The organism is Pelagibacterium mangrovi, assembly GCF_036662815.1.
Classification (GTDB): domain Bacteria; phylum Pseudomonadota; class Alphaproteobacteria; order Rhizobiales; family Devosiaceae; genus Pelagibacterium; species Pelagibacterium mangrovi.
Genome location: NZ_JBAFXA010000010.1, coordinates 115,565 through 142,542 on the forward strand (window position 1 = coordinate 115,565; position 26,978 = coordinate 142,542).

Consider the following 26,978-nt stretch of genomic DNA (forward strand, 5'->3'; position numbering starts at 1 on the left):
GAAGCCATGCGGCTCGGGAGCTGTCACAATTTCCAGGATTTTCGCCGCATGGCCAGGCAGCGCCTGCCCGGACCGGTGTTCAACTATATCGACGGTGCCGCCGATGACGAAGTGACCTACAGGCGCAACACGGCGGCTTTCGAGACTGTCGATCTCATCCCCAACGTCCTTCGCGGGGTCGATGAGGTCGATATGTCGGTGACCGTATTGGGGCAAAAGCTCGCCATGCCGGTCTATTGCTCGCCCACCGCGCTCCAGCGCCTGTTCCATCACCAGGGCGAGCGGGCCGTTGCCGCCGCCGCGCATAAATACGGGACGATGTTCGGGGTGTCCTCGCTGGGCACAGTCAGTCTCGAGGAAGCGCGCCGGATCGCGCCGGGGCCACAGGTCTATCAATTCTATTTCCACAAGGATCGCGGCCTCAACCGCGAGATGATGGCACGGGCCAAATCGGCCGGTGTCGATGTGATGATGCTGACCGTCGATTCGATCACCGGCGGCAATCGCGAGCGCGACAAGCGGACGGGATTTTCGATTCCCTTCAAGCTCAACCTCGCCGGGATCAGCCAGTTCGCCATGCGGCCGGCCTGGGCGCTCAACTATCTCACGCATGAAAAATTTTCGCTGCCCCAGCTCGACGGCCATGTGGACATGGGCGGGGGCACGATGTCGATTTCGAAATATTTCACCGAAATGCTCGACCCCAGCCTGTCCTGGACCGATGTGGAACAGATGGTTTCGCAGTGGGGCGGGCAATTCTGCCTCAAGGGCGTGATGTCAGTGGCCGACGCTCGCAAGGCCGCCGATATCGGCTGCACAGGCATCGTGCTCTCCAATCACGGCGGCCGGCAATTGGACGGCTCGCGCACAGCGTTCGAGCAGCTCGGCGAGATCGTCGATGCGGTCGGCGACCGGCTCGACGTGATGATGGATGGCGGCGTGCAACGCGGCACTCATGTGCTCAAGGCACTCTCGATGGGGGCCAAGGCCGTGGGACTGGGCCGCTACTATCTCTTTCCGCTCGCCGCGGCCGGTCAGGCCGGGGTCGAGCGCGCGCTGGGCAATATGCAAATCGAGATCGAACGCGCCATGCGCCTGATGGGCGTAAGCCGGATCGAAGAGCTCGGGCGGGACAATCTCAAGATCCGCTGACCGGCGCGCTTCATAATATGATTGCACTGGTCAACTTCAGCTATTATGACCGAACCTCGAACCCAGGGTGCGTCGGCATGGACGGAGGTTTTGCCTCACTGGCATGAGCCCGGCCGGCATTGGCAATGAGGACGACATCGCGGCATGAGTGATCGTCTCGATAGCGGCACGGCCGCCGCGCGGCTCCAGGCCCTGGCCATCACCTCCGGCTATGACGGCCCGCCCGTCCTCTCGGAGGTTTCCCTCAGCGTTGCTCCGGGCAAGATGACCATATTGGTCGGCCCCAACGGATCGGGCAAATCGACCCTGCTCAAGACCATGGGCCGCATTCTCACCCCGAGCGCTGGTTCCGTGCTGCTGGACGGCAAATCGATCCACGCCACCAAAAGCCGTGAGGTCGCCCGCGCGCTGGGCCTCTTGCCTCAAGGCCCCATCGCCCCCGAAGGGCTGACTGTGCGCGAGCTTGTCGCCCAGGGGCGATTTCCCCATCAGGGCCTCATGCGGCAATGGACGCGCGACGATGAGGACGTCGTGGAGGCTGCCATGGCCACCGCCGCGGTCACCAATTTTGCCGACCGGCCCATCGATTCGCTCTCGGGCGGCCAGCGGCAGCGCTGCTGGATCGCCATGGCGCTCGCCCAGCAGACCGATCTGCTCTTGCTCGACGAACCCACGACCTTCCTCGACCTCAAGGTGCAGGTGGATCTCATGGAGCTTTTGGCCGATCTTGCCCATAGCGGCGGACGCACACTGGTCGTCGTGCTGCACGAACTCAGCCTCGCGGCCGCCTATGCCGATCATCTGGTGATGATGAAGGAGGGGAGGATCGTCTGCGCGGGCGCGCCCGATGCGATCTTTACCTCCGAACGGCTCAAGGATGTCTTCGATCTCAACGCCCATGTGATGCGCGACAAGACGACCGGCCATCTGGTCTGCGTGCCGCTGGGCGCGCATGCGAGCCGCAAGGCGGCGGTGCGCGTCGCATGAGCGCCACCGCGCCGACAGCCGGTTCCCGGCGTTTTGCCGCGACCGCCTCGGGCATTCCGGTGCTGCTCGGTGCAACGCTGGTGCTGTTCGCCCTCCATATCGCTGTCGGCGCCAAGGCGCTGCCGCTAAAAACGGTTTTCGACGCCCTCGTCGCGCGGGACCCGACGGTCTTCGACCACATGATCATCTGGGATCTGCGTCTTCCCCGCGCGCTAATCGCGCTCACGGTGGGTGCGGCGCTTTCGGTGGCCGGGGCGCTGATGCAGGGGGTGACGCGCAATCCGCTGGCCGATCCCGGCCTGTTGGGCCTGATGGCCGGCGCCTCGTTTGCCGTGGTCATGGCGTCCTTCCTCTTCGGCCCGGCCTCGCTCTACTGGCTGCCCTGGATCGCGGCGCTCGGAGCGCTGGCGACCGCGCTGGTGGTCTATTGCATCGCCCATTGGGCGCCGGGCGGGCCGACGCCCTTGACCCTGACGCTTTCGGGCGCCGCCATTTCCGCGTTCCTGGGCGCCATCATCTCGATTGCCCATCTTCTCAACGAAGACAGTTTCGACAATCTGCGCGTCTGGCTGTCCGGCTCGCTGGCCGGCCGCGATATCGAAATGCTCTATATCACCGGCCCGTGGATCATGATCGCGCTGCTTTTGGGCCTGGCGCTGGCCCGGCAGGTCACCGCGCTCGCCATGGGCGACGAGGTCGCCAAGGGGCTGGGGGTGCGCACCGGGCCGCTCAAGCTGCAATTGCTCGGCGTCGTCGTGGTGCTCACCGCCTGTTCGGTGGCATTGGTCGGGCCGATGGGCTTCGTCGGCCTGGTCATTCCCCATGTGGCAAGGCTGCTGGTGGGGTCAGACTATCGCTGGATCGTGCCCTATAGCGCGGTGATCGGCTCGGCCTATCTGTTGGGCATCGACATCATCGCCCGCATCGCCATCCCGCCGCGCGAAATCTCGACCGGGATCATCACCGCCATGGTGGGCGCGCCGGTCTTTGTTCAATTGGTGCGGATGCGGGCGCGATGAGCACGACGACCTCCGCCGAACGCCATTGGGTGTTGCGCTCGGGCAATGAGCGGGTCGCCCTGCGGCTTCCCACGCGCGGGCTGGTCGCCATCGCCATCCTCCTGCTGCTGCAATTGGCGATCCTCGCGGTCAGCCTGACGCTGGGCAGCTACGATATCGATCTCTCGACCCTGCTCGCCACCCTTTCGGGCAACACCGTTTCAGCGGCCATCGACAATGTCGTCTGGCAGTTCCGCCTGCCGCGCGCGCTCGTCGCCGCGCTGGCCGGCGCGATGATGGCGCTTTCGGGGGCGGCGATGCAGAACGTCACTCGCAACGGGCTCGCCGATCCCTCGCTGATCGGCATCAGCCAGGGCGCCGCGCTGGCTGTGGTTTCGGCGATCGTCGTCTTCCCCCAGCTCGGCTACGGCCTGCGCCCGGTCATCGCCTTCGGCGGCGCGCTTCTGGTCGCCGCCCTCGTCCAGGCCCTGAGCTTCCAGAGACGCGGCAACAACACCATCCGCTTCATTCTGCTCGGCATCGGGGTCTCGGCCTTCATCTCCTCGATCACCTCGGCCATGCTCACCTATGGCGATATTGACAGGGCCATGTCGGCGCTCTCCTGGCTGGCCGGCTCGGTCAACGCCGCCACATGGACCGACGTTCACGTCGTCACGCTCTGGTGCGTGGTGCTGGGTCCGCTGATGCTGATGCTCAGCCGCGTCATGTCGGTGATGCGCATGGGCGAGGGCACGGCCATCGGGCTGGGCGCCCCGGTCAAATGGGCGCGTTACGGGCTGATCGCGGTGGGGGTCGGCTTTGCCGCCGCGGCCACCGCCATCGTCGGGCCCCTGGGTTTCGTCGGCCTCATCGCCCCCCACGCCGCGCGGCGCATCGCGCGGACCGGATTGGGGCTCGGCACCATCCTTACGGCGCTTTGCGGTGCCGTGCTGGTTTCGGTCGCCGACCTGATCGGGCGCGCCGCCTTCGCCCCCATCCAACTGCCTGCCGGCCTCATCACCTCCATCATCGGCGTTCCGGTCTTCATCTATCTCCTGCAAAGGGCCTCCGCCAAATCGCATCTGTGAGCAATGCCATGAAACCCACTGCCCTCGTTCTCGCCGCAACCGTGCTGGCCGCACCGGCCATGGCCATCGCGCAGGACTTTCCGGTGACCATCGAGACCAATTACGGCACGACGGTCATCGACGAACGCCCCGTGCGCGTCGCCACCATCGACGCTTCGGGCGCCGATGACCTTTTGGCCCTCGGCGTCCAGCCGGTGGTGATCAAATACTGGTTCGGCGATTATCCGCGCGTGGTCTGGCCCTGGGCCGACGCGCTGCTCGAAGACGTGCCCGATTACGTGGTGCGCGGCGATCTCGATTTCGAGGCGATCCTGGCCGCCGACCCGGACGTCATCATCGCGCTCTGGTCCAACATCACCCAGGCCGATTTCGATCGGCTGAGCCAGATCGCCCCGGTCGTCGCGGTGCCGCCGGGCGTGGGCAATTACGATATGAGCTGGGACGACCGGGCGCTACGTCTCGGGCTGGCCCTCGGGCTCGAACAGGAGGCCGAGGAAAAGGTCGAAGCCATCCGCGATCAGCTCGCCGAGGTCGCCCAAAACCATCCCGAATGGGACGGGCTCACCGTTTCAGTCGCCGCGATCCGTGCCCAGGGCGATCCGGGCGCCTATACCTCGGGCGATATCCGCGCCCAGCTGCTGGCCGATATGGGGTTTGAAACCCCCGAGCCCATCGAGGCCCTGGCCACCGAGGACAGCCCCTATTGGGCGTCGCTGTCGCTCGAAGACCTCTCGGCCCTCGATGGGGATTTGATCGTCTGGCTTTCGTCGAGCGGAGAATTCGACGACGTCCTGGCGCTCACCGACCGGCCCTATCTCTCGGCGGTCGAAGAGGGACGCGAAATTCTCGCCGGCAAGGAGATGACCGGCGCCTTCTCGCACGCCACGCTCCTGAGCCTGCCCTATGTCATCGAGAACATCGTTCCCATGATCGAAACCGCCCTCGATGGCGATCCCGAAACCCACGCCGATGACCGCTGAGGACCAACGAAAATGACGCTTTTGAAATCGCTTGGCCGGGCGCTGGCCCTGATTTTCGTATCGACCTTGGCAATCCTTCCCGCTCACGGTCAGGACACCCGCCAGTTCACGGCGGACAACGGCACATTCGACATTCCCGCCGCTCCGCAACGCATCGTTGCGCTCAACGACCAGATCCTCACCCTGCCGCTCTATGAAATGGGCGCGCCGGTGGTGGGCAGCGCCGGCCGGCTCGATGCGGACGGCACCGCGTTCCTGCGCGGCGGCATGGATACACTGGGGATCGATTTTTCCAATACCGACATTCGATTCGTCGGGCTCTTCAACGATCTCGACGTCGAGGCCATCGCCGCGCTCGAACCCGATCTGATCATCGGCGGACTTTATACCGACGCGGCGGTTATCGATCAGCTCCAGACTATCGCGCCCACTCTGGTGATCGACAATGGGCAATTGGGGCTCATCGAGACAATGCGGACCCTGGCCGATGCGAGCGGCACGGCGGCGGTTTTCGAAGCGCGTTACCAGCGCTATCTCGACCATGTGGACCAGCTCAAAACCTTCATTGGCGATCCCTCCCAAATCTCGGTGTCGCTGACGTTCATGTTCCCCGAGGGCGAGGAGCTCTGGGTCTATCGCTCGGGACTGGGCGCCATCAGCCAGGTCCTGGCCGATATCGGCTTCGCCCAGCCCGAAGCCATCGCTTCGCTCGAAGAGCCCCAGATCAGCTACAGCCCCGAGTTGATCCAGGATCTGGACGCCGATTTCATTTTCGGCTTCTACCGCCAGCAGCCCGACGCCACCCCCCAAACCATCATGGCGGCCTATGAGAAATTCGCCCCCGGCTGGTGCCAGGCCCTGACGGCCTGCCAGAACGGGCAATTCCTCCTCCTGCCCGGCCCGGCCTTCGGTTCGGCCATGGCCTCGCTCGATCTCGCCCTCGAACTTGTCGAGGCCCATGTGGTCGGCCGCCCCTTCGCCCCATTGGCGGAAGCGGGGCAATAATGGCCAGCCACGTCTTTTGCCGCGATCTGTGCCTGGAAAGGGGCGAGCCGCATCAGGGCACCGGCGATGCGCCCCATCGCGTTCTGATGCTCGCCTGGCCGCGCGGCAAATGGCGCACGCCACGCTGGGAATCGGCGGATATGAGCCCCGAGCTCGCCAAAGCCATCCATGAGGCGACCAAGAGCAAGCTGCACGTCGCGCTGGTCGATCGCGTGGGCGAAACCGAGACCCTGCCCCGCCTCACCGCGCTGCCGGAATCGATTTCCGCCGATTTCGACAGCGAGGCGGAGCTGATCGCCGCGATCTCGAACTATGCTTCCGGCGAGGTCTTTGCCGGCCAATTCGATCCGCGCATCACGGTTCTGGTCTGTACCGATTCCCGCCGGGACGCGTGTTGCGCGCGATACGGCTTTTCCACCTACAAGGCGCTGGTCGCAATCGCCGACCCGGCCGAGTTCAACATCGTTCAGGCCACCCATCTGGGCGGTTGCCGCTTCGCCGCCTCGCTCGTCGTCATGCCCCAGCGCCAGCGCTATGGGCGCATGACCGCCGGGCAGGCGCCTGCCTTTCTCGAAACCCTTTCGCGCGGCGGCATTTTCCTGCCCGCCTATAAGGGCCGCACCGACGAGCCCGAGCCCCTTCAGGTGGCCGAACTCGCGGCGCTGCAATGGGCGGCGGACAATGACGCGGGGGCGGCGACGGTCCGGCTCATTCACGACGGGTTGCCCCAGACCTCGTCCGAGGGCGACGAGCTTTCCCTTACCGCCGATCTGGGCACCGACAGGCTCGCCATCACCCTGCGCGCCAGAACCTTCCACATCCAGGGCAATTGCGGCGTCGTCGCCAAGGGCGGCGGCAACCACGAGATCCGCTGGTGTCTTAAACATTTGTCCAAGGCATCGTGAACCGGCGTTGCGGCAGCCCGCACCTGCCGAGCACCGATTCAACCAACGACATAAACAGTCAGGATTTTTCCATGATACCCAATCCCCTTTTGATCACCGCCGCGCTCGCCCTCTCGATCGCGCCCGCCATGGCGCAGGAGACGCGTGATTATACCGACGGCACCGGCACGGAAGTGGCGGAGCCCGCCGAGCCGCAACGCGTTGTTTCGCTCCATGACACGTCGCTCACCGTGGCGCTGCTCGAACTGGGCATCGTTCCGGTGGGCAGCCATGGCCGCACGGCGGAAAACGCCGAACCCAATATCCGCTCGGGCAAGCTGATCACCGGCTATGATTTCGACAATTCGGGCATCGCCTTCGTCGGAAACCTGCCGGCCGATGTGGAGGCAGTCGCCGCGCTCGAACCGGATCTGATCCTGACGACCGACTGGCAGACCGCCGATGTGGGTCAGCTCCGCTCCATAGCGCCCACCTATGTCTTTCCCATCTCCACGATGGACGATTTCGAGGTCTATAGCACCGTCGCGGAAGTGACGGGCACGACCGATGTGCTCGGCATGCTGGAGGCCCGCTATCAGACCCAGCTCGATATGATCGATGCCCTGGTCGATCCGGAGACTGTCACGGTCAGCGTGATCCAGGCCAGCAATGGCGAACTGCATGTGTGGAACACCTACGGTTCGCTGGGTAAGGTTCTGCGCGATGCTGGCTTTGTGTTTCCGGCGGCCATCGATGCGATAACCGGCAATGAGCGGCAGATTTTCTCGGGCGAATCCTATCCCGAATTCGATGCCGATTTCATTTTCGTGACCTACGCCGCCGAGCGCGGTGAAAGCCCGGCCATGGCCCGTGCGGCGCTCGATGACGTGCTGCCCGGCTGGTGCGAGGTGATGCACGCCTGCCGCAACGGCCAGATCGTTTACGTCCCGCGCGAGATCGCCTCCTCGGCCACCTATGATTCACTGACCGCCCTCACCCAGATCGTCGCTTCCCACGTGGCCGGCCGCGATTACGTCGCGCTCGAGCAGTAAATTGAGATTGGGAGAAAAATCATGACCCTATCGAAGGCACTCATTGCCGTCGGCATAGCCGTCGCAACCACGCTTGCGATGCCCGCGCTTGCCCAACAAACCCGCGAATTTGTCGACGATGCCGGGCGCACCGTCGAAATTCCTGCCGACCCGCAGCGCATCGCGTCCCTGCACGACCTCTCGATCACCATTCCGCTGATCGAGCTCGGCGTCTATCCCGTCGCCAGCCACGGTCGCACGACGGAGGCTGGCGAGGGTTTCATCCGCTCGTCCAAGGTTCTGACCGGGGTGGATTTCGACAATTCGGACATCGAATTTTTGGGCAACCTCCCCGTCGATATCGAGGCAGTGGCGGCGGCCGAACCCGATCTCATCATCACCACGCCCTGGCAAACGGCGTCCGTCGAACAGCTCGAAGCGATCGCCCCCACCATCGTCCTCGACGATACGGCGCGCGGCGATTTCGGGATGTACGAGGCCTTGGCCGAACTCACCGGCACGACCGACACCCTCGCCATTCTCGAGGGCCGTTATGACAGTCAGATCGAGCAGATCAGGCGCCTGATCGATACCGAATCGATTTCGGTCAACGTCATCCAGGGCGTCGATGGGGAAGTTCTCTCCTGGCATACCTATGGCGGTCTGGGCCGCGTACTGCGCGACGCCGGCTTTGCCTTTCCCGAGCGGGTCGAAGCGATCGCCGAGGGCGAATTCGAGCGCATGAGCGCCGAAACCCTGCCCGAACTCGACGCCGATTTCCTGTTCGTCACCTATCGCACCGACACGCTGGAAACCCCCGCAGACGCGCTCGGACACCTCGAACAGGTCGTGCCCAATTTCTGCGAGTTCCTGCACGCCTGCAGGCAGAACCAGATGATCATCATGCCCCGTGAAGAGGCCTCGGCCGCCTCCTATTACGCGCTGGGCGTCATGGCCTATACGGTCATCTCCCACATCAGCGGCCGGCGTTTCGAGCCGATCGCCCAATAAAAATCCCGGCTTTCCGGGCGGGACTCTCGCCCGGAGGCCAACAAAGAAATAGCGCGCCCAGGCCATGGACGATATCCTTCACTGAGAATGAAGGATTGGAGCGCATGGCCCCACACCCTGACGTTACCGGCTTTTTCGAGCCGCGAACCTTCTCGATCCAATATGTGGTGGCCGATCCCGAAACGGGCAAATGCGCCATCATCGACCCCGTCCTCGACTATGACGAGAAATCTGGCGCGACCGATACTGTCCAGGCCGATCGGCTTTTAACCTTCGTGCGCGAGAAGGGTTATACGGTCCAATGGATTCTCGACACCCATCCCCACGCCGACCATTTCTCGGCCGCGCAATATCTCAGGGCCAGGACCGGCGCCCCCACCGCGATCGGCGAAAAGATCGTCGAGGTGCAAAAGCTCTGGAGAGCCATCTACAACTGGACCGATCTGCCCGCCGACGGCAGCCAGTGGGACAAGCTCTTTGCCGATGACGAAAAATTCAATATCGGTAACATCGATGCCAGGGTGATGCTTTCGCCCGGCCATACGCTGGCGTCGATCACCTATGTCGTCGGCGATGCGGCCTTCGTCCACGATACGCTGTTCATGCCCGATGGCGGCACGGCGCGGGCCGATTTCCCCGGCGGCAGCGCCGCCACGCTCTGGACCTCGATCCAGGCGATCCTCGCCCTTCCCGACCGAACGCGGGTCTTTACCGGCCACGACTACCAGCCCGAAGGCCGCGAGCCCCGATGGGAATCCACCGTCGCCGAGCAGAAGGCGGCCAATATCCATCTGTCGGAACCGCGAACCAGAGAGGCGTTCGTGGCCTTGCGCGAGGCCCGCGACAAGACGCTGCCCATGCCAAAGCTGATCCTGCATGCCCTGCAGATCAACATCAATGCCGGGCGCCTGCCCGAGCCCGAAGCCAACGGAACCCGCTACCTCAAGCTTCCGCTCAATGCCTTGAACGGCGCCACGTGGTGATCCAGCGGACGTTTTCCGGTCAGGCCGCGGGCGAGTCGATGACCCAAGTGACGCCGAAGCGGTCCTCGGTCAGGCCGAAGCCCTGCGACCAGGATTGCGGCTCAAACGGCATGAGCACGTTGCCCCCTTCGGACAGCGCTTCAAAGATGCGGCGGGCGTCCTCGACGGAATCGGCCGAGACGGTGACGCTATAGCCCTTGCGGCCGGAAAAATCCTGAATGTCCTGGCCCATCAGCGCCTGATCGCCGATATCGATCCAGGCGTGCATGATGCGATCGAGGCGATCCTCGGGAACGTCCTCGGCCATTTCGGGCATGTCGCTATGGCTGATCATGCCGCGAATTTCGCCGCCCAGAATCCGCGCATAGGCGGTGAAGGCCTCACGGCAATCGCCGTCGAAATCGATGTTGGCAACGACTTTCATGAACATTCCTCCCTCAGTTCATTCAACAAACCTAGCAAGGTTTTTGAACGAGAATGTGACCGGTTCAGGCGCCGGTTCAGCGGGCTTCATCGATCCTTGGCAGGAACCAGGCCAGCAGCCCTGCCAAAGGCAGGAAGGAACACAGTTGATAGACGGCTTCCACTCCGTAACTGTCGGCCAGCCCGCCCAGGATGGCCGCCGCGATACCGCCCAGGCCGAAATTGAGGCCGTAGAACAATCCGCCGATCAGGCCGATGCGGTTGGGCAGAAGTTCCATCGCATAGATCAGGATCGAAGCGAAGGCGCTGGCCATGACGAGGTTGATCGATATGGTCAGAACGCCCGTCCAGAACAGATCGACATAGGGCAGGATCAGCGTCAGCGGCAACGGTCCCAGGACCGAAATCCAGATGACGCGCTGACGCCCGATCCTGTCGCCCACCAGACCGCCGATCAGCACGCCCACGGCGGCGGCCAGGAGAAAGACGAAGAGCATCATCTGGGCGGAGGGGATCGAGAGGCCGAACCGCTCCATCAGATAGAAGGTGTAAAAGGAGCGAAAGCTCTCATTGTAGGCGTTCTTGGAAAACATCAGCAGCGTGAGGACGACGAGACCGACGCCGATGGTGAGGGGCGCGTGCCGGACGGCCGTGTGGCGGTCGTCCTTGGCTTTGGATCGAGCCGCCGCGAACTGGGCGCCGATATCGCGCTGCTTGCTGCCGATCCAGGTCAGCAGCATCATCGCCACCAGGGCTGCGACCGCGAACCAGGCAAGGCTCGGCTGACCCCACGGCACGATGACCAGTGCCGCGAAAACCGGGCCGAGCGCACCGCCCGCCTGCCCGCCGATCTGGAAGATACCCTGCGCCAGCCCCTGCCGTCCTCCGGCCGCGTAGCGGGCGGTGCGCGTGGCCTCGGGGTGGAAGATCGACGAACCGATGCCGATCAGCGCCACCGACACGAGGATCGCGCCATAGCTGTCGGCAAAGGCGAGGCTGACCAGCCCCGAGAGCGTGAACATCATGCCCACGACCGGCGAATAGGGTGCGGGGTGCCGGTCCGTTACCATGCCGATCACCGGTTGGAGCAGCGAGCCGGCGATCTGGAAGGTCATGGTGATCATGCCGATCTGCACGAAATCGAGAGCATAGGCATCGCGCAGGATCGGATAGGCGGCCGGGATCAGCGACTGCATCAGGTCGTTGAGCAGGTGGGTGAAACCAAGAATGACCAGCACGGCCATATGGGTTCTGGGGCGGTCGGCGGATAGGGTCGTCGTTGTCATGGGGAAAATCGTGGCTGGAATGGATGGCTGCATCGAGCCACGAAATGCAGCCAACGACTGAGCGGAACGATTTGAAGGTAGCGCTTCGGCGCCCAGGGCGCCAGAGGAGAGAGCGCAATAGCAAATGGCCGCCCCGAAGGGACGGCCATCTTTATCGTCTGCCAGAGGGGACGAACTATTCCACGAGGCCTGCGGCCTGGCAATCTTCAAGGGTAATGGCCTCGAGGTCGAGGGCGGCGCCCGCATCGGCCCCGGCTGCCGCGTCGCCAGCCGCCGCTGCATCGTCTGCGGGGGCTTCCGCGCCTGCTGCAGCATCGCCAGCAGCATCTGCCGCCGCACCGGCGGCAGCATCACCCGCGGCGTCCGCGGGAGCGGCAGCGTCGCCCGCCGCGTCTGCGGGGGCAGCGGCATCACCGGCACCTTCCTCGGCGAGCATCGTGCAATGTTCAGTCACGGCGGGCAGATCTTCATCGCTGACCTGCTGGTCGCCAACCGTGGTCTGGGCGAAGGCCGGAAAGCTCAGGGCCAGGGTGGCGGCAGCCGCGAGAGCAATAGGCGAGACAAGAGATTTGATGGTCATTTCGTTCCTCCTCGAACGGTTTTGATGAGCGTCGCGCTCAATCGTTAACCTTTCGAGGGGAATCGCGTTCCGAGCCGGGGCGGGTCCAATAACCCGCGTTAGGCCAGGCGGTCGCCCAAGCACGCCTCCCGGAAACCCACGCGGACGATTATTCCGCAGGCGTCGGTTTGTTCTCCAAAGCGTCGAGTTCATCGACCAGCCGCGCTTCCTCTTCGATGCGCGGTTTGCTGAAGCGCGCCAGAAGCAGATAGGCGACGGGGGTAAGGTATAGCGTCGCGACGGCTGCAAATCCGAGCCCCCCGACGATGACCCAGCCGAGAGCGATGCGCGCTTCGGCACCGGCGCCCGCCGCCAGCACCAGCGGCATGCCGCCCAGAATTGTGGCGATCATCGTCATCAACACGGGACGCAGCCGAATATTGGACGCTTCCTCGATAGCCTGAGCCACCGGCATGCCGCGGTCGCGCAATTGATTGGCGAATTCGACGATCAGGATGCCGTTCTTGGCCATGATGCCGACCACCAGGACAAGGCCGATCTGGCTGTAGATATTGAGGCTGCCCCCTGTCAGCAGGATGGCATAGAGCCCCGCCGCCACCCCGAAGGGAACCGTGGTCATCACGATTATGGCGCTCCAGAAGCTCTCGAACTGGGCGGCCAGAACCAGCAGGATGATGACGAGGGCAAAGCCGAAGGTCACCAGCAGCGCGTTGTTGGCCTCGCCCAGCGTCTTGGCCTCGGCCAGCGGGATGATCGAGGTGCCTTCGGGCAGGAGCGGGCCGGCGATGGCGAGCATCTCGGCATAGGCGTCGCCCAGGGCCAGGCCATCCTCGAGGCTGGCGGTGACCGGCACAGAGCGGCGTTGCTCTTCACGGCGCAGCGACGGCGAAACCGGCGCCTCGGTCAGCGTTGCGATGGTCGACATGGGCACGTAGCGCCCGTCGCCGGTGCGCACGAAAAGGCTTTCGAGGTCGCGCGGATCGTTGATCGGGTTGCTGGTCGAGAGCATGCGCACGCTGTAGCTCTCGTCGTTGATAAAGACGGTGCCCACATCGCTGCCATCGATCATGGCCTGCATGGTGGCCGCCAGCCCATTGATGTCGATGCCCAATGTATTGGCGCGCTGCCTGTCGACGGTCAGCGTCAGTTGTGGCTGGGTTGCGTCATAGCTGACCGAAGCCCTGCCGAAATTGCCGTTCTCTTCGAGCGCCGCGGCGATCTCGTTGGCCGTTTGCGCAAGCACTGTGTAGTCGGAACCGACCACGGCGAACTGCAAGCCCGATCCGCCGCCGCGAATCCCCAGGCTGTTGCCCTGGCCCACCGATGCGCGTACCCCCGGTACATTGGCCATGAGCGCGCTGATTTCCGAGGCGATCTCCTGCTGACTGCGCTCACGCTCGCCCCATGGCGCCAGCGTGAGGGTGAGCGAGCCGCCCGAGCCCCAACCGGAAAGCACGAAGATCGATTGGGCCTCGCCGCTCTCGAGATAGGGCTGGAGCATGGCTTCGACCTGGGTGAGGCGCGTCCGCGTGAAATCGAGGCTGACCGTGTTGGGTGCCTGAATCCGCAGGGAAATCTGCGCCCGGTCCTCGGACGGCGTGATCTCCTGGCGCAGATCGCCATAGACGAAAAAGGCCGAGGCCGCAAAAAGCAGCGCGGCCAGGACGACGACCAGCGGATTGCGCAGGGCGAGATTGAGCGACCCGCGATAGGCGGTTGCGAAAACACGCCCGATCCCCCCGAGCGGCCCGCCGGAATGATCGGAGGAGTTCGATTTGAGGAAGCGCGAGGCCATCATCGGCCCCAGCGTGAGCGCCACCACCGCCGATAGCATGACCGCGATCGCCAGGGTAAAGCCGAACTCGCGGAACAGCCTGCCCGTCTGGCCGCCGAGAAAAGAGAGCGGCACGAACACGGCGACCAGCGTCAGAGTCGTCGCGACCACGGCGAAGAACACCTCCTGGGTGCCCAGCACCGCGGCGGCGCGGGGGCCGGCGCCCATGGCCTTGCGCCGCATGATGTTTTCAAGCACCACGATGGCGTCGTCGACGACCAGCCCGGTGGCGAGAACGAGCGCCAGAAGCGTGAGGATGTTGAGCGAGAAACCGGCCAGATACATTCCCGCCACCGCCCCCAGCAGCGCGATCGGCATGGCGACGGCCGGCACGATGGTGGCGCGCCAGTCGAGCAGGAACACGTAGATGATGGCGATGACCGCCACGAGGGCAACGCCGAGCGCGATCTCGACCTCGTGCAGCGCGCCTTCGATGAACACCGCCTCATCGGAGGAAATGGCGATGGAAACCCCTTGAGGCAGCACCTGGTTGAGCGTTTCGACGGCAGCGTGGACGGCCTGGGAAATGGAAACCGAATTGGACTGCGCCTGCCGCACGATGCCCAGCCCGATACCGGGCTGGCCGTTGGAGCGAATCGAGGACGTGCTGGCCGCCGCATCGAACACGACGCTGGCCACATCGCCGAGCCGGGTGCGGCCGTTGATGATGATTTCGGCGAAGTCCTGGGGGGTGGTGACTTCGGAAATGGCGCGCACGGAAATGTTCTGATTGGGCCCGTTGATCGACCCCGCCGGAGCGTCGAGTGCGATGGTCGAGAGCGCCGTGCGGATATCGGCGACCGTCAGCCCGTGACTGGCCAGCCGCACCGGATCGACGTCGATCTCGAAGGCCGTCTCGCGGGTGCCATAAACCTGTACTTCCGCCACGCCTTCGACGGCGGCCAGCCGCTCTGAAATTGTGGTCTCGACCAGATCGCTGAGCTGGGCCGTGCTGAGCGTATCGGACGTCACGGCGAGTTGGATAACGGGCTGGGCGTCGCTGTCCGCCTTGAAAATGGTCGGTGCTTCGACGTCGTCGGGCAGGTTGCGATTGACCCGGCTCAAGGCATCGCGCACGTCGGAGGTTGCGATATCGAGATTGGTTTCCTCGCCGAATTCGAGCGTCACGCGGCTCTGGCCCACCGACGAGCTCGACGAAATGGCCGAAACCCCCTGCACGCGCGCCACAGCGCCTTCGATAACGGCTGTGACCTCGCGGTCGACGGTTTCGGCCGCCGCGCCGGGGAAACTCGTCGAAACGGAAATGACCGGGCTTTCCACCCGTGGCAGCTCGCGCACTTCGATGCCGAGCAGGGCGGCAAGCCCCGCCACCACGATCAGGGCGTTGATGACGATGGCCATCACGGGCCGGCGCACGAAAAGGGTGGCGATGGCCCCGCCCTGCTCGTTCTTTTTTGCAATCGACATCGCGGCCTCTTTTCTCAAGGAAAGCGAAAACGGGTTAGAGCATTTTCGCTTTTCTTCGAATCGCTCAATTGCTCCAAGTCTTTGTGGTCGCGCTTCCGAACCGCAAAAGTGGTATCCACTTCTGCTGGAAGCGCTCTAGTTCTGCACCTGCGCACTTTCGGCGCCCGATCCGTCGGGACCTTCAAGCAAATTGACCCGCGCGCCTTCGCTCAGTTGCAATATGCCCTCGGTGATGACAGCGTCGCCGCGGTCCAGATCGGCGCGCACCAGCACCCCGTCGCTGTTGCGCTGCACGATTTCGGCCATGACGCGGGTTGCGATGCCATCGTCGTATTTCCACACATAGGACCCTTCCGCCGACCACAGGATCGCCAGCGGATTGACGGCGGGATAGTCCTCACCGAGGAAATTCATCGTCACCGTGAAACTCATGCCGGCGCGCAGCGCCCTCTCCGGATTGGGAATTTCGGCCTGGACCTGCAGCGTGCGGCTGGCCGGGTCGATGCGGGAGTCGATCGCGGTGATATCCCCGGAAAAAGTCTGTCCCGGCAGCGCCACCGCCGCCACCGTAAGCGGCATGCCCAGCCGGATCTGCGCTGCATAGCGTTCGGGCACCCAGAAATCGATGAGGATCGAAGACGTGTCGTCGATGGTGGTGATGGTCGTCTGTGCCGGGAGGTAATTGCCCGGCGTAACGCGGATCAGCCCGACCGTCCCGGCAATCGGACTGGTGACGGTGCGGCGTGACAAAGCCACGGCTGCGTCGCGCAGGGCCAGTTCGGCATTGTCCGCCGCCAGCTGCGCCGCGGTCAGCGTCGTAGCGGGCACGAGGTTGCCGCCCGCGAGACTCTCGGTACGGGTGAGCGTGCTGCGCGCATCGCTTACCGCCAGTTCGGCGACATCGTATTCGATCTGCTCGGCGGCGCTGTCGAAACGGGCAATGGTCGCCCCCCGTTCAACCTCCTGGCCGGGCCGTACGGCGACGTCCGCGAGTTCACCCGCCGCAATCGCCGTGACTGTCACCGAACGGACGGGCGTCCCCTCCCCGATGGCGGTCAGCGTGTCGTTGATCCTCACGACGCTGACGTCAGTGGTGATGACATTGGTCGTCCTGCCACCGCCGCCGCCCGGACGTCCATTTCCCCCAACCGGACCGGTGGCCGTAACCGCCGCGGTTTCTGGCCCGAACGGCAGCGTAATACCCACTCGGGCAAGCGTTTCCGGCGCGCCGGGCGCCCAATAGAGCCAGGCGAAGAAGGCTGCAGCCAGGAGGACAATTGAAACGGTAATTTGCCTGAGCAAGCCGGACCTCACAGCCATTGGACGGTTCTGGTCAATACCAGCAGCAGTCGATCAGGATAAATTACAAACTCGTAATGCGAGCCGCCTCCCGATCGACAGTCAGCTTTTGCATGCCCAGTCATTTTTTAAAATGGTTACGAACCGCACTCAACACGTCTTTTCCCACCGGTCCCGCGACCATGAGCAACACATTTGAGTTACCGGGCCGTGGGCGGCACACCACCTTGTGGAATGCCCCCGGCTTTCGATAAGGTTGGCTGTAGGAGGAACGGCATTGTCCTGCATTGAAATATCGGCGAACGCGAGACGGGCTGGCGGTCGTCTCCTCGCGGCCCTTTTGATTCTCTTTGCGCTCATGGCGCCGGCGTATGCGCAGGATGAACCGACCCTGGTTCGGGGCACGATCAATTTCGCGCGGGACGGCGGCATGATAGGGCTCGTCATGGAAGTGACGACCGACCAACAGCAGACGGTCCATATCTATCTGGAGCGCGCTTTCAAAGTCATTCGGATCGAACCCGCCTCGCTCGACGGCATCGCCATTGGAGAGCGGGTTGCCGTATCGCCCCTCGACGGACAAGCCGGCGTCGTCTGGCGCCTCGCCGGGGGAGACCTGGCGGAAAATCAGGTACCGTGGCGCCTGCCCGATGGGGTTGAACTGGTCGCTGGCGAGGTCACGGCCCGCGCCGACAACACGTTTACGATTTCCACTTCGGCTGGCGAATTGACGGCGGAGATCGGCGCGGACACCGCCATTGTCGCCAGCGCAGAGGAAAGCAGTACCATGTCGTGGTTGCACGAGGGCCTGCCGGTCGTCGTTATGGCCGAAATCGGACAGGACGGCACGCTCAGCACCAGTCGCATATATGTTAGTCAATCGGCGCAATTGCCTCTTTAGGCAGGCCATCCCCAAAATCCATCACCGGCGAACTGCGGGGGATTCTATTGCAAGCCCCTCGGCGCGGGCTTTCAGAAACAGCTCCAGATCGACATAGTCTTGCGAGCCGGCCTCGAAGGGTTCGGCACGGACTGCCTCGTTGCACCAGGCGAACATGCGATGGGTGGAGGCCGGGCTGTTCCAAAGCAGACGGTATATGGGAAATCCGTTGATCTGACCTTGGCTGATCGGTTCGCCTCGCAGCCGATTACCCACATTTTCCACATGGCAGTTCCGGCACGACATATTGAGCTGGCCGATGCGCTGGTCGAACTGCGCTGCACCGCGTTCGTAGCTTTCGCGGGCCGGGCCATCGATATCGACGTCAACCGGCATGCCGTCCGACTGGGCGGTGACGTAAAGGGTCAGCGCCAGCAGAGCGTCGGACTCATAGGGGAGCGGCTCGAGCCCCTGGCGCTCTGAGCGGCATTGGTTGATCTGCTGTTCGAGATTGATGACATGGCCGATCTCGGGATCGAAGGCGGGGTAACGCGCCGCGACGCCGGCCATCGAAGCTTCGGCATCGTCATGGCACGAAGCACAGGACGGCTGGCTCTGAGGCCCGGCCGCGGACCAGAGCTCTTCGCCCTGCCCCAGCCACAAGGTGCCGGGATTGGAAAACTCATCGTCTTGCAAGGCCTGCAATTCGGGGCCCAGGAAAGTGTAGCCCGAACGCGGCGGCTGCTCGGACCCCAGCTCCTGGGCGGCCCAGGCGGAGCTGAAGACGGCGAGGAGGCCAAAGAGGGGGATGAGAACCGGTTTCATGGCGCCTCGTCCGTCAGGGTTTGCAGGAAGGCGACGAGATCTTCCACCTGTTGGGCCGAAAGAATGGGCTGTCCGGCGAAGCGATCCGCGACGCGCTCGAGCCCTTCGGTGCGGTGATAGGGCGGCATGACCGTGGCCGGATTGATGGCGCTGGAATCAACGATCCGCAACCGCAGCTGGCCTTCATCGAGCCGGTTGCCCACGCCTGCCAGCGACGGGCCGACACTGCCGAAGGCGCCGGCGGGAACGCCGGGCAGGGGGATTTGATGGCAGATGATGCAATTGCCCATTTCGGTGTTGGCGGCCACCGTCATGCCCCGCCGTATATCGCCGGGTTCATCTGTGAGAGGGGCCGGCAGGGCATCCTCCCTCACCTCCTGACCGGATGCGCTGGCGAGCGGGAAAACAGCGGCGCCCAGCGCGATCGCGAAGATGGATAGGATCCGCACGCCATCCTCCGTAAAGGAGCGGCGGGTTGACCGCCGCTCCGAAGACTTGGTTACGACCAGGTCAGGTCCGCCGTGCGGAACGGCAGGCTGCGGATGCGTTTGCCGATGGCCGCGTAGATGGCGTTGCCGATGGCGGGACCCACGGGGCCGACCGGTGGCTCGCCGATCTCGTTGATGCGTTCATGGCCCGAGGTGCCGTCCAGATGGACGCGGATGTTGGTGGGCACATCAGCCATGCGCAGCATCGGGTAGCGATGGAAATTGTCGCTGACCACGGCGCCGTTCTCGATCTCGAGCTCTTCCATCAGGGACATGTTGAGCCCGAAGATGGTGCCGCCCTGAATCTGTGCGAGAACCGCATCGGGATTGACGATGGTGCCCACATCGCAGGTGGCGTCGATCTGCAGGATCTCGAGCTGGCCTTCGGGGCTGACTTCGACGCGCACGACGGCCGCGGCCGTGGTGCCGTAGAACGGACGCCCGCCGCCGCCCCAGTTGGAGACGGCAAGCCCCATGCCCTGCCCGCGCGGCAGGCTTTCGCCCCAGCCGGCACGCTCTGCGACGGTTTCAAGCGCCTTGACCCAGCCCTTGTCTTCCCAGGGCTCCATGAGCTTGATGCGGTATTCGAGCGGGTCGATGCCGGCTTCATGGGCCAATTCGTCCACAAAGGATTCCATGATGAACGAATTGACGTTGTAGCTGGGGCCGCGATAGGGGCCGGTCATGAAGTTGAGCGGCAGGATGTGCTCTTCGATCTGCACGGCGGGGATGCCCTTGCCCGCCACATAGGCGGTATCGGAAAACACGTTGATGCCCTGCCCGCGTCCCGCGTGACGAACCACCATTGCTGTCGGATAGCCATCCTCGCCCAGGCTTGCCTTGAGCTTGGCCCCGATCATCGCCCGGAAGCGGCCCTGGCGCATGGATTCTTCGCGCGACCACATCACATGGACCGGCTTGCCGGGATATTTCTTGGCGACAGCCACCACCATGCGGGTATCGTCGCCGAAGACGCGACGGCCGAAACCGCCACCCACGAAGGTCTGGTGCACATAGACGTTTTCGGGCGGAAGGCCGGCTTCCTCGGCAGCGACCATATGGCTCTGCTGGGTATGCTGGGTCGGCATCCAGACATCGGCCCGCTCGTCGGTGACGAGAGCCGTGCCGTTCAGCGGTTCCATGTTCACATGATCGGCGTAGCCGGTGAAATAATCAGCTTCCACGACACGATCGGCATTGGCGACGATTTCGCCGGCATCACCTTCCGAAACGGTGATATCGCCTTCGTTCTGGACGGCGTCCATGACGGTCTGGCGAATCTGGGCATTGTCGGTCCACTGCACGCCGTCGCCCAGATCCCATTCGATGGGGAGAGCTTCGAGTGCGGTCTTGGCCTGCCAATAATGCTCGGCGATGACCGCCACCGCCGCCTGGGGCGCCGCGGCGCCGATCGGGAACGGCGGAGGAGAGGGCAGGGGCTCGCGCGGTTCGTCGGGATCGACGACCACGACATCGAGCACGCCGGGCATGCCCATGACCGCCTCACGATCGACATTGGCCAGACGGCCGCCCTGCACCGGCACCTGCCGGAGCGCGGCATAGACCTTGCCGGGGAGCTGGACGTCGATACCGAAAATCGCCTGCCCGTTGACGAGCATGGGATTTTGCAGCTTGGGGCGGGAAACCTTGCCCAGCGTCGTCCATTCGGAACGTGGCTTGAGCGTTACGTCGCCGTCGAGTTCGACGGTTGCCGCCGCTTCCGCGACTTCGCCATAGGTGAGCGTTTCATCGCTTCCCGTGCGTGAAAGGACGCTGTTTTCGGCGGTAACCTCGCTGACCGGCACGCCCCAGCGTTCGGCTGCGGCCTTTTTGAGCCGTTCGCGCGCCGTCGCCCCGACCATGAGCGCGGTTTCCATGCGCTCGGGACCCGTCGACCGTCCGCTGAAATAGGCCAGAGGACCGCCGACATTGCCGTAGATATTGTCTTCGCGATAATTGCGGTTGGTATCGGCGAATTCGGCCCGAACCATCGACCAATCGGCTTGGAGTTCCTCGTTGAGGTTCATGGCGATCTGGGTCATCACGCCATTGCCGATATCGGGGGGCGTGACGCGGACGATGATTTCGCCATTGGCCAGAATCGACAGCCAGGGGCTGAATTCCGGCCCGGCGATCTCACCGGCCCAGGGTTCGGGGTTTAGCGCGGCAGCCGCCATGGCCGGGCGCGAAATACCGATGGCCATGCCACCGGCAAGCGCCATCGCGCCGATGACGAAGCCGCGGCGTGTGATCATCAACTCGTTCATGTCATCCTCCCTCAGGCGCTCTGCGCCTCGGCTGCCGCGTGAATGGCTTCGCGCACCCGCAGATAGGTGCCGCAGCGGCAGATGTTGCTGACGCGGGCGTCGATGTCCGCATCGGTGGGGTTGGGATTTTCCTCGAGCAGCGCCGCCGCCGCCATCAGCATGCCGGACTGGCAATAGCCGCACTGGGGCACGGCCTTTTCGAGCCAGGCGACCTGCAGGGGGTGGGAGTTGTCGTCCGACAGCCCTTCGATGGTCGTCACTTGCCCTTCGCCCACCGACTGGATGGGGAACGAGCAGGACCGGGTGGCACGGCCATCCACCATGACGGTGCAGGCGCCGCACTGGGCGATGCCGCAACCGAATTTGGTGCCGGTCATGCCGAGATAATCGCGGATGACCCAAAGCAGCGGGGTCGTACCGTCGACATCGACGGTTTTCGACTCGCCATTGATCGTGAGGTTGAATTCAGCCATGCCCCTCCTCCTCGAGTGGGTGTGTTCAAGAATACAGCGTCCCGATTTTGCGCACCCGCTCCAGATCTCCGAGCGGCAAAGAGGACAATGATCGCCAAAGTTGAATACCCCCCGACGATGGCACCTCAGATTCACCGCGTCAATTATTTTGGAGTGCCCCTTTATCTTTCCGACCGGGCTCGGCTAGTCTGCCGGTGGCGAGGAGTGAGACAATGCATATGAAACTGGCAGCGCTTGTCCTTTTGGCCTGTGCGGCGCCGACAGGCGCATTTGCCCAGGTCTCCTGCTCTGTGGCGATCGATGCGCAGGCCTGTTCGAGTTGCCATGGCACTGACGATCAATCGAGCATCCCCCGGCTGATGGGCATGGATCGCGATGCTTTCGTCGCGGCGATGGAAGCCTTCCAATCGGGTGAGCGGGACAGCACGATCATGGGCCGGCTGGCGGCCGCCTATTCGGCCGAGGATGTGGAGGCGCTGGCGGATTATTTCGCTGCGGACGGACAATGCCTATGATCGAGATGACGCGCCGGACGGCGATCAAGCTCACCGCCGCGGCCCTTGTTTCCGCTCCGGCCGTACTGCGCGCGCAGGAAACGGGACGCGTGGTGATCGTGGGCGGGGGATTTGGCGGGGCGAGCCTGGCGCGCCGGCTCCGTGCGATTGCGCCCGATATCTCGGTTACGCTGATCGAAAAACAGCCCAAATTCGTCACCTGCCCGTTCAGCAATGCCGTCCTGGGCGGGCTGCGCGACCTCGCGAGCATCAGCTTTGGATATGACACGCTGATTGCCGAGGGCGTGGAATTGATCGCCGGCGAGGCTGTCGAAATCGACCCCGAGGCGCGGAGCGTCACGCTGGCCGATGGCGAAAGCGTAAGCTACGACCGGCTGGTGCTTTCGCCGGGCGTACAGATGATCTGGGACGCAATCGAGGGCTATGACGCCGCAGCGGCCGAGATCATGCCCCATGCGTGGGAAGCCGGACCCCAGACCCAGTTGCTGTCGGACCAATTGCAGGCGATGGACGATGGGGGCGTGGTGCTGATCGCCTCTCCGCCCAATCCGTTCCGCTGCCCTCCCGGCCCCTATGAGCGCGCATCGCTCATTGCGCACTATCTGAGCACGCACAAGCCGCGCTCCAAAATCCTCATCGTCGATGCCAAGGACAGTTTTTCCAAGCAGCCCCAGTTCGAGGAGGCCTGGGCCGAGCTCTACCCTGACATGATCGAATGGATACCGGCGGGAATGACCGGACGCATCGCGAGCGTCGATCCGCAGGCCATGACCCTTTCGACCGATTTCGACAAATTCACCGCCGATGTCGCCAACGTCATCCCCCCGCAAAAAGCCGGCGCCATAGCGCTGGCGCTGGGGCTGGACGAAGGGCGTGGCTATTGCAGCGTGGACCCGCTGACGTTCGAATCAACTGTGGTTCCAAACATTCATATTCTGGGCGATGCCGCCATCATGGGCGCCATGCCCAAATCGGGGTTCAGCGCCAACAGTCAGGCCAAGGCCTGCGCCCATGCTCTCGTCGCCTTGCTCAAAAACGAGGACATCGCCAATCCGGTTTTGCTCAACACCTGCTATTCGCTGGTCGGCCCCGACTACGGGATTTCGGTTTCGGGCGCCTATCGCGGGTTGGCGGAGATCGAGGGAACCGGCGGGGCGAGCCCCTTGGGCGCGGGCGGCGAAATGCACGAGCAGGAAGCCCGGGATGCCGTAAGCTGGTATGCGACCATAACGCGGGAAATGTTCGGGGCTTGAGAAATTCGCTAGAAAACGAGGCCCGGCCATGAACCCGTTGCTCTTTACGCGGCGACATTTTCTCGCGACAGGCGGCGCCCTGGCGCTGACGGCCGCAACGCCGGGCTTGGCGAGCGCAGCGATCGCGCCGCTCGATGCTGGGGCGATTGCCGAGCTTATAGCGGAGCGGCTTGGGGACGTTTCACCGGTTTCGGGCGCATTGAACCTCACTCTCCCCGCTCTAGCGGAAAGCGGCAATTCGGTGCCCATGAGCGTCGGCATCGATACCGAGCAATTGGGCGGCGATCGCGTGCGGCGCATTCTGGTCATCGCGACGCGCAATCCGCGCCCCATGGTGCTCGACGCCCATTTCGGCCCGCGCTCGGCGCTGCCGGAAATCACCACCAATGTGCGGCTGGCGGAGACCCAGACCATCCGCGCCCTGGCACAACTTGAATCGGGCACCATCTGGGAGGCGCAGGCCGATATCGAAGTGACGATCGGCGCCTGTCAGATTCTCGATTTCCGGTATTGAGGCCCGGCGATGGCAACCACCCGCATCAATGTCCCCTCACCCGTCGCGCGCGGCGAGATCATCGAGATCAAGACCATCATCATGCATCCCATGGAAAGCGGATTCCGCTATGATTCCATGGGCAGCCGCTACCCCAAGCGGATCATCCATACGTTCGAGTGTCTGTATAACGGCGAAGAGGTGATCACCATCGACCTCAACACCGGCGTCGCTTCCAATCCGCTGATCACTTTTTTTACCGAGGCGACGGAGTCCGGAACGTTCACCTTTCGCTGGCATGACGACGACGGCAGTATCTATGAGGAAACGGCCGATATCGAAGTGACCGACGCCTAGTTCGTTCCAGCGCGTCGGAAATCATCCATCGTATCGAAATCGGCGAGACTTTCCGGTGCCGCCTCAACCGTTTCGGCGTCGACCAGCAGCGCACGTGCGCCCGTGTCGCCTGACATCATGAGAAGTTCGGGAAAGACCGCCGCGCTGAAAACCGCAGGCGGGGTGATCCAGCCTTCGAGGCCGGATGCCCGTGATGCCATGACGGGGGGGCAACCAGCGTCCAACCATCTGCCACAGAGCCGTTCCAGATGCACGAGAGGCACGAAGGGCATATCGGCAAGACAGATGACAAGACCGTCCAAACCGGCGTTGACCGCGTGGCGGACAGCGAGCTTGACGGAACCGGACAGCCCTTCATCGGGATGGCGGTTATCGATTACCTGGAGACCACGAGCGGCAAAAATGGCTGCCGCCCCACTGTTGGGCCCACATATGGCAAATTTCAAGTTCGCAGCAAAGGTTGCGGCTGTTTGAGCGATATGATCGCACAGGGGGCGCTCGGCCAGCGGTGCCATCAGTTTGTCGTCCGGTCCGAACCGACGCGATAGGCCTGCAGCAAGTATGGCCAAGCCGATATTTGCGGTCATCAGAGTCCCGGCAGGAGGGCGCGCTCCTGAGCGATTTCAGCAAGGATCGAGATGGCGAGGGTTCCCGGATCACGGGCCGGCGAAATGAGGCCGACCGGTCCTTTGATCCGATTTAGGTCGGCCTCCGTCACGCCATGCGCCAAAAGCTTTTCGCGGCGCTGGCGGTGGGTCTTGGGACTGCCCAAGGCGCCGATATAAAAGCCATCGGCGGCCAAGGCCTTCTGGAGAACGCGGAACTCCCAATCATGGTCGTGGAACAGAAGGACAGTCGCCGTCCATCGGTCGATCGGCAATGACCAGTTCTGTTCGGGGCTGGTCAGGGCAATCGTTGGAATGGGCAAGGACGCGAGGACAGCCAGGCTCTCGGACGAAGGGCTGCCGACATGCAGATCGAGCCCAGCCGCATGAGCGGTTCGCGCCGTCGCCTCGAGTTCCTGGCCGCGACCGATCAGAAGCGCTCGGGTTCGAGGGGCGAAGCGGCGCATAAAAACGCCGTCATGCCATCCGGTCATGGTGCCGGGCTCCAGCGTGATCCCGGTCCGGCCATTGGGGTGCTGCGCGAGGGCGAACAAGCGCCGCTCGGCGATAAGTCCAAGTGCCTGCTCAAGAACGGAAGGCTCGGGCGCGACATGGACCAGAACCTCGACGCCCCCTCCACACGGAAACTGAATGTCTATGGCCTTCGCGCCGCGTCCAAGCCGCAATATGGCATCCCGACCGCCGGCAATGACGCCCATGACTTCGGCGGCGATCGCCGGTTCGACACAGCCGCCCGATATCTGTCCCTCGAACCTTCCGTCGGCCAGCACCGCCATCTGGGTTCCCACCGGCCGCGGAGCACCACCCTCGATGCCGACGATGGTGACCAGGGCGCGGGGATGCCGCGACGCATGTGATCGAGCAACCAGGCGAGTGGCGCTTCCTCAATATCGGCGAGCCCTGTCGAATGGAACGGCGCGGACGGCAGTTCGAGCGATGCAGTCACAGATTTCCTCCCCTGTGCTCATCGAATTAGTAAATGCATCGAGACGATCGTCAAGGGCACCCTTCCGGTATCGGACGGTCGGGTTCGGGCAACGCCTTCGCATGGCAGCCACATCGAGGCGTCCAGCAATGCGCTTGACTCGATTGTCCAATTTGTACATTTGTACAAATAAATCGTACGAGTGTACGTGTGGAGGATCCCTTGTCTCGAGCCAATGTGCGTGAAGCGCTGCTTTCCGCTGCGGTCAGGCTGTTTTCGTCGAACGGCTACAATGCCGTTTCCATGCGCGAGATCGCCAAGACCGCCGGCGCCAATGTCGGCAGTCTCACCTATCATTTCGGCTCCAAGGCCGTGCTGCTGCGCGAGATCTATCAGCGCCACACCGAGCCCATGAACCATCGGCGTATGGAATTGCTGGGGGAAGCCCGCCGCATCCAGGATGCCGACGAGCGCCTCATGGCCATTCTTCGCGCCTATGTGATCCCGGCGTTTTCCTCGTCATCGGATTTCGACGGCGGCGGGGCCGAGTTCACCCGCATGCGGGCCGTTCTTTCGGCCGAAGGCAATGGGGATGCCCGTGCGATCATCGCCGGCGCCTTCGATGCCACCAGCCGCGCCTTTCTCGATGCCATCGCCGAATGCCTTCCCGATGCCGATCGCGAGGGCCTTGTCTGGCGCAGCCAGTTTTTGCTCGGAGCGCTCTACTACGCTCTGATCAACCCCGAACGCGTCACCCGCCTTTCGGACGGCGCGGTTGACGGAAACGACCGCGACGCGGCGGTCAACCAGATTGTGGAAGCCAGTTTTGCCAGTTTTCGCGCTCTGGCCAAGCACGGCCACGACAAGAAGTCTGGCCACGCGGCATAGTGCCGCCAACCCTGAACTT

Annotated in this window: 27 protein-coding genes and 1 pseudogene; 16 read left to right on the top strand and 12 right to left on the bottom strand. The window is 63.7% G+C overall.

Translation table 11 applies throughout. The features are described 5' to 3' along the window. Positions 1 to 6 precede the first annotated feature (6 nt). From V4T21_RS17220 to V4T21_RS17265, 10 genes are all read left to right on the top strand, one after another. A complete protein-coding gene (locus V4T21_RS17220; RefSeq protein ID WP_332719150.1) occupies positions 7 to 1,152 on the top strand; it encodes an alpha-hydroxy acid oxidase in 1,146 nt (381 codons plus the stop codon). Between the two features lie 144 nt (positions 1,153 to 1,296). Beyond that, positions 1,297 to 2,139: an ABC transporter ATP-binding protein gene (locus V4T21_RS17225; protein ID WP_332719152.1), complete on the top strand. Its 843-nt coding sequence runs from the start codon at positions 1,297 to 1,299 to the stop codon at positions 2,137 to 2,139. Continuing rightward, positions 2,136 to 3,158, top strand: coding sequence for a FecCD family ABC transporter permease (locus tag V4T21_RS17230; protein WP_332719154.1), 1,023 nt, complete (start codon positions 2,136 to 2,138; stop codon positions 3,156 to 3,158). Before V4T21_RS17225 ends, V4T21_RS17230 begins: the two co-directional genes overlap by 4 nt. Beyond that, complete coding sequence (locus tag V4T21_RS17235; RefSeq protein ID WP_332719156.1) at positions 3,155 to 4,225, top strand: FecCD family ABC transporter permease; 1,071 nt, start codon at positions 3,155 to 3,157, stop codon at positions 4,223 to 4,225. The genes V4T21_RS17230 and V4T21_RS17235 overlap by 4 nt, the downstream gene beginning before the upstream one ends. An 8-nt stretch (positions 4,226 to 4,233) precedes the next feature. Next, on the top strand, positions 4,234 to 5,205 hold the full coding sequence (locus tag V4T21_RS17240) for an ABC transporter substrate-binding protein (RefSeq protein ID WP_332719159.1): 972 nt from the start codon (positions 4,234 to 4,236) through the stop codon (positions 5,203 to 5,205). Between the two features lie 12 nt (positions 5,206 to 5,217). Then, positions 5,218 to 6,210 carry an ABC transporter substrate-binding protein gene (locus tag V4T21_RS17245; RefSeq protein ID WP_332719161.1) on the top strand — a complete coding sequence of 331 codons (993 nt, stop codon included), beginning with the start codon at positions 5,218 to 5,220 and terminating at the stop codon, positions 6,208 to 6,210. Continuing rightward, a complete protein-coding gene (locus V4T21_RS17250; protein WP_332719163.1) occupies positions 6,210 to 7,115 on the top strand; it encodes a sucrase ferredoxin in 906 nt (301 codons plus the stop codon). Before V4T21_RS17245 ends, V4T21_RS17250 begins: the two co-directional genes overlap by 1 nt. 71 nt (positions 7,116 to 7,186) lie before the next feature. Then, entirely contained in the window at positions 7,187 to 8,146 is a 960-nt protein-coding gene (locus V4T21_RS17255; protein ID WP_332719165.1) for an ABC transporter substrate-binding protein, read from the top strand. Positions 8,147 to 8,167: 21 nt separating this feature from the next. After that, complete coding sequence (locus tag V4T21_RS17260; protein ID WP_332719167.1) at positions 8,168 to 9,136, top strand: ABC transporter substrate-binding protein; 969 nt, start codon at positions 8,168 to 8,170, stop codon at positions 9,134 to 9,136. A gap of 104 nt (positions 9,137 to 9,240) precedes the next feature. Further along, positions 9,241 to 10,119, top strand: coding sequence for an MBL fold metallo-hydrolase (locus tag V4T21_RS17265; protein ID WP_332719169.1), 879 nt, complete (start codon positions 9,241 to 9,243; stop codon positions 10,117 to 10,119). A gap of 19 nt (positions 10,120 to 10,138) precedes the next feature. On the opposite strand, the gene V4T21_RS17270 is transcribed toward V4T21_RS17265, so the two are convergent. The 5 genes from V4T21_RS17270 to V4T21_RS17290 all read right to left on the bottom strand — a co-directional run bounded on the left by V4T21_RS17270 (position 10,139) and on the right by V4T21_RS17290 (position 16,990). Then, the gene (locus tag V4T21_RS17270; RefSeq protein WP_332719171.1) at positions 10,139 to 10,543 is read right to left on the bottom strand and encodes a VOC family protein; all 405 of its coding nucleotides are present in this window, start codon (positions 10,541 to 10,543) and stop codon (positions 10,139 to 10,141) included. 76 nt (positions 10,544 to 10,619) lie between these two features. Beyond that, positions 10,620 to 11,828 (bottom strand): MFS transporter, encoded by a 1,209-nt coding sequence (locus V4T21_RS17275; RefSeq protein WP_332719173.1) that lies wholly within the window; start codon positions 11,826 to 11,828, stop codon positions 10,620 to 10,622. Between the two features lie 175 nt (positions 11,829 to 12,003). After that, the gene (locus V4T21_RS17280; protein ID WP_332719175.1) at positions 12,004 to 12,408 is read right to left on the bottom strand and encodes a hypothetical protein; all 405 of its coding nucleotides are present in this window, start codon (positions 12,406 to 12,408) and stop codon (positions 12,004 to 12,006) included. A 148-nt stretch (positions 12,409 to 12,556) separates the two neighbouring features. Next, on the bottom strand, positions 12,557 to 15,670 hold the full coding sequence (locus tag V4T21_RS17285) for an efflux RND transporter permease subunit (protein ID WP_332719177.1): 3,114 nt from the start codon (positions 15,668 to 15,670) through the stop codon (positions 12,557 to 12,559). A gap of 135 nt (positions 15,671 to 15,805) precedes the next feature. Beyond that, complete coding sequence (locus tag V4T21_RS17290; protein WP_332719179.1) at positions 15,806 to 16,990, bottom strand: efflux RND transporter periplasmic adaptor subunit; 1,185 nt, start codon at positions 16,988 to 16,990, stop codon at positions 15,806 to 15,808. A 256-nt stretch (positions 16,991 to 17,246) separates the two neighbouring features. Here V4T21_RS17290 and V4T21_RS17295 point away from each other — a divergent pair, with 256 nt between their 5' ends. Continuing rightward, positions 17,247 to 17,870 (top strand): hypothetical protein, encoded by a 624-nt coding sequence (locus V4T21_RS17295; RefSeq protein ID WP_332719181.1) that lies wholly within the window; start codon positions 17,247 to 17,249, stop codon positions 17,868 to 17,870. Positions 17,871 to 17,891: 21 nt separating this feature from the next. Here the strand turns inward: V4T21_RS17295 and soxA are convergent, their stop codons facing one another. The 4 genes from soxA to V4T21_RS17315 are packed head-to-tail and all read right to left on the bottom strand — an operon-like array spanning position 17,892 to position 21,902. Beyond that, positions 17,892 to 18,674, bottom strand: a complete 783-nt coding sequence (soxA, locus tag V4T21_RS17300) for a sulfur oxidation c-type cytochrome SoxA (RefSeq protein ID WP_332719183.1) — start codon at positions 18,672 to 18,674, stop codon at positions 17,892 to 17,894. After that, a complete protein-coding gene (soxX, locus tag V4T21_RS17305) occupies positions 18,671 to 19,123 on the bottom strand; it encodes a sulfur oxidation c-type cytochrome SoxX (RefSeq protein ID WP_332719184.1) in 453 nt (150 codons plus the stop codon). Before soxX ends, soxA begins: the two co-directional genes overlap by 4 nt. Before the next feature lie 50 nt (positions 19,124 to 19,173). Next, positions 19,174 to 21,429, bottom strand: a complete 2,256-nt coding sequence (locus tag V4T21_RS17310) for a xanthine dehydrogenase family protein molybdopterin-binding subunit (RefSeq protein WP_332719186.1) — start codon at positions 21,427 to 21,429, stop codon at positions 19,174 to 19,176. An 11-nt stretch (positions 21,430 to 21,440) separates the two neighbouring features. Then, a complete protein-coding gene (locus tag V4T21_RS17315) occupies positions 21,441 to 21,902 on the bottom strand; it encodes a (2Fe-2S)-binding protein (RefSeq protein WP_332719190.1) in 462 nt (153 codons plus the stop codon). 212 nt (positions 21,903 to 22,114) lie between these two features. Between V4T21_RS17315 and V4T21_RS17320 the strand changes: the two genes are divergently transcribed. The 4 genes from V4T21_RS17320 to soxZ are packed head-to-tail and all read left to right on the top strand — an operon-like array spanning position 22,115 to position 24,520. After that, entirely contained in the window at positions 22,115 to 22,417 is a 303-nt protein-coding gene (locus V4T21_RS17320; RefSeq protein WP_332719193.1) for a c-type cytochrome, read from the top strand. Continuing rightward, positions 22,414 to 23,670, top strand: coding sequence for an FCSD flavin-binding domain-containing protein (locus tag V4T21_RS17325; protein WP_332719195.1), 1,257 nt, complete (start codon positions 22,414 to 22,416; stop codon positions 23,668 to 23,670). The genes V4T21_RS17320 and V4T21_RS17325 overlap by 4 nt, the downstream gene beginning before the upstream one ends. Positions 23,671 to 23,698: 28 nt before the next feature. Beyond that, positions 23,699 to 24,184, top strand: a complete 486-nt coding sequence (locus V4T21_RS17330) for a thiosulfate oxidation carrier protein SoxY (protein WP_332719197.1) — start codon at positions 23,699 to 23,701, stop codon at positions 24,182 to 24,184. Between the two features lie 9 nt (positions 24,185 to 24,193). Next, entirely contained in the window at positions 24,194 to 24,520 is a 327-nt protein-coding gene (gene soxZ, locus V4T21_RS17335) for a thiosulfate oxidation carrier complex protein SoxZ (protein WP_332719199.1), read from the top strand. Here soxZ and V4T21_RS17340 read toward each other — a convergent pair. The 3 genes and pseudogenes from V4T21_RS17340 to V4T21_RS19215 all read right to left on the bottom strand — a co-directional run. Next, a complete protein-coding gene (locus V4T21_RS17340) occupies positions 24,517 to 25,107 on the bottom strand; it encodes a nucleotidyltransferase family protein (RefSeq protein WP_332719201.1) in 591 nt (196 codons plus the stop codon). The genes soxZ and V4T21_RS17340 overlap by 4 nt on opposite strands. Then, entirely contained in the window at positions 25,107 to 25,619 is a 513-nt protein-coding gene (locus V4T21_RS17345) for an XdhC family protein (RefSeq protein WP_332719203.1), read from the bottom strand. Before V4T21_RS17345 ends, V4T21_RS17340 begins: the two co-directional genes overlap by 1 nt. A gap of 243 nt (positions 25,620 to 25,862) precedes the next feature. Further along, a pseudogene (locus V4T21_RS19215) lies at positions 25,863 to 26,015 on the bottom strand (XdhC family protein); the annotation flags it as partial. Positions 26,016 to 26,293: 278 nt separating this feature from the next. Between V4T21_RS19215 and V4T21_RS17355 the strand changes: the two are divergent. Further along, positions 26,294 to 26,959: a TetR/AcrR family transcriptional regulator gene (locus V4T21_RS17355; RefSeq protein WP_332719208.1), complete on the top strand. Its 666-nt coding sequence runs from the start codon at positions 26,294 to 26,296 to the stop codon at positions 26,957 to 26,959. The last annotated feature ends 19 nt before the right edge of the window (positions 26,960 to 26,978 follow it).

Excerpts from the sequence above, each read along its gene's own strand:
- V4T21_RS17220 (WP_332719150.1), top strand. The coding sequence starts at position 7 with ATGCGGCTCGGGAGCTGTCACAATTTCCAGGATTTTCGCCGCATGGCC.
- V4T21_RS17225 (WP_332719152.1), top strand. The coding sequence starts at position 1,297 with ATGAGTGATCGTCTCGATAGCGGCACGGCCGCCGCGCGGCTCCAGGCC.
- V4T21_RS17230 (WP_332719154.1), top strand. The coding sequence starts at position 2,136 with ATGAGCGCCACCGCGCCGACAGCCGGTTCCCGGCGTTTTGCCGCGACC.
- V4T21_RS17235 (WP_332719156.1), top strand. The coding sequence starts at position 3,155 with ATGAGCACGACGACCTCCGCCGAACGCCATTGGGTGTTGCGCTCGGGC.
- V4T21_RS17240 (WP_332719159.1), top strand. The coding sequence starts at position 4,234 with ATGAAACCCACTGCCCTCGTTCTCGCCGCAACCGTGCTGGCCGCACCG.
- V4T21_RS17245 (WP_332719161.1), top strand. The coding sequence starts at position 5,218 with ATGACGCTTTTGAAATCGCTTGGCCGGGCGCTGGCCCTGATTTTCGTA.
- V4T21_RS17250 (WP_332719163.1), top strand. The coding sequence starts at position 6,210 with ATGGCCAGCCACGTCTTTTGCCGCGATCTGTGCCTGGAAAGGGGCGAG.
- V4T21_RS17255 (WP_332719165.1), top strand. The coding sequence starts at position 7,187 with ATGATACCCAATCCCCTTTTGATCACCGCCGCGCTCGCCCTCTCGATC.
- V4T21_RS17260 (WP_332719167.1), top strand. The coding sequence starts at position 8,168 with ATGACCCTATCGAAGGCACTCATTGCCGTCGGCATAGCCGTCGCAACC.
- V4T21_RS17265 (WP_332719169.1), top strand. The coding sequence starts at position 9,241 with ATGGCCCCACACCCTGACGTTACCGGCTTTTTCGAGCCGCGAACCTTC.
- V4T21_RS17270 (WP_332719171.1), bottom strand. The coding sequence starts at position 10,543 with ATGAAAGTCGTTGCCAACATCGATTTCGACGGCGATTGCCGTGAGGCC.
- V4T21_RS17275 (WP_332719173.1), bottom strand. The coding sequence starts at position 11,828 with ATGACAACGACGACCCTATCCGCCGACCGCCCCAGAACCCATATGGCC.
- V4T21_RS17280 (WP_332719175.1), bottom strand. The coding sequence starts at position 12,408 with ATGACCATCAAATCTCTTGTCTCGCCTATTGCTCTCGCGGCTGCCGCC.
- V4T21_RS17285 (WP_332719177.1), bottom strand. The coding sequence starts at position 15,670 with ATGTCGATTGCAAAAAAGAACGAGCAGGGCGGGGCCATCGCCACCCTT.
- V4T21_RS17290 (WP_332719179.1), bottom strand. The coding sequence starts at position 16,990 with ATGGCTGTGAGGTCCGGCTTGCTCAGGCAAATTACCGTTTCAATTGTC.
- soxA (WP_332719183.1), bottom strand. The coding sequence starts at position 18,674 with ATGAAACCGGTTCTCATCCCCCTCTTTGGCCTCCTCGCCGTCTTCAGC.
- V4T21_RS17310 (WP_332719186.1), bottom strand. The coding sequence starts at position 21,429 with ATGAACGAGTTGATGATCACACGCCGCGGCTTCGTCATCGGCGCGATG.
- V4T21_RS17315 (WP_332719190.1), bottom strand. The coding sequence starts at position 21,902 with ATGGCTGAATTCAACCTCACGATCAATGGCGAGTCGAAAACCGTCGAT.
- V4T21_RS17320 (WP_332719193.1), top strand. The coding sequence starts at position 22,115 with ATGCATATGAAACTGGCAGCGCTTGTCCTTTTGGCCTGTGCGGCGCCG.
- V4T21_RS17325 (WP_332719195.1), top strand. The coding sequence starts at position 22,414 with ATGATCGAGATGACGCGCCGGACGGCGATCAAGCTCACCGCCGCGGCC.
- V4T21_RS17330 (WP_332719197.1), top strand. The coding sequence starts at position 23,699 with ATGAACCCGTTGCTCTTTACGCGGCGACATTTTCTCGCGACAGGCGGC.
- soxZ (WP_332719199.1), top strand. The coding sequence starts at position 24,194 with ATGGCAACCACCCGCATCAATGTCCCCTCACCCGTCGCGCGCGGCGAG.
- V4T21_RS17340 (WP_332719201.1), bottom strand. The coding sequence starts at position 25,107 with ATGACCGCAAATATCGGCTTGGCCATACTTGCTGCAGGCCTATCGCGT.
- V4T21_RS17345 (WP_332719203.1), bottom strand. The coding sequence starts at position 25,619 with ATGACCGGATGGCATGACGGCGTTTTTATGCGCCGCTTCGCCCCTCGA.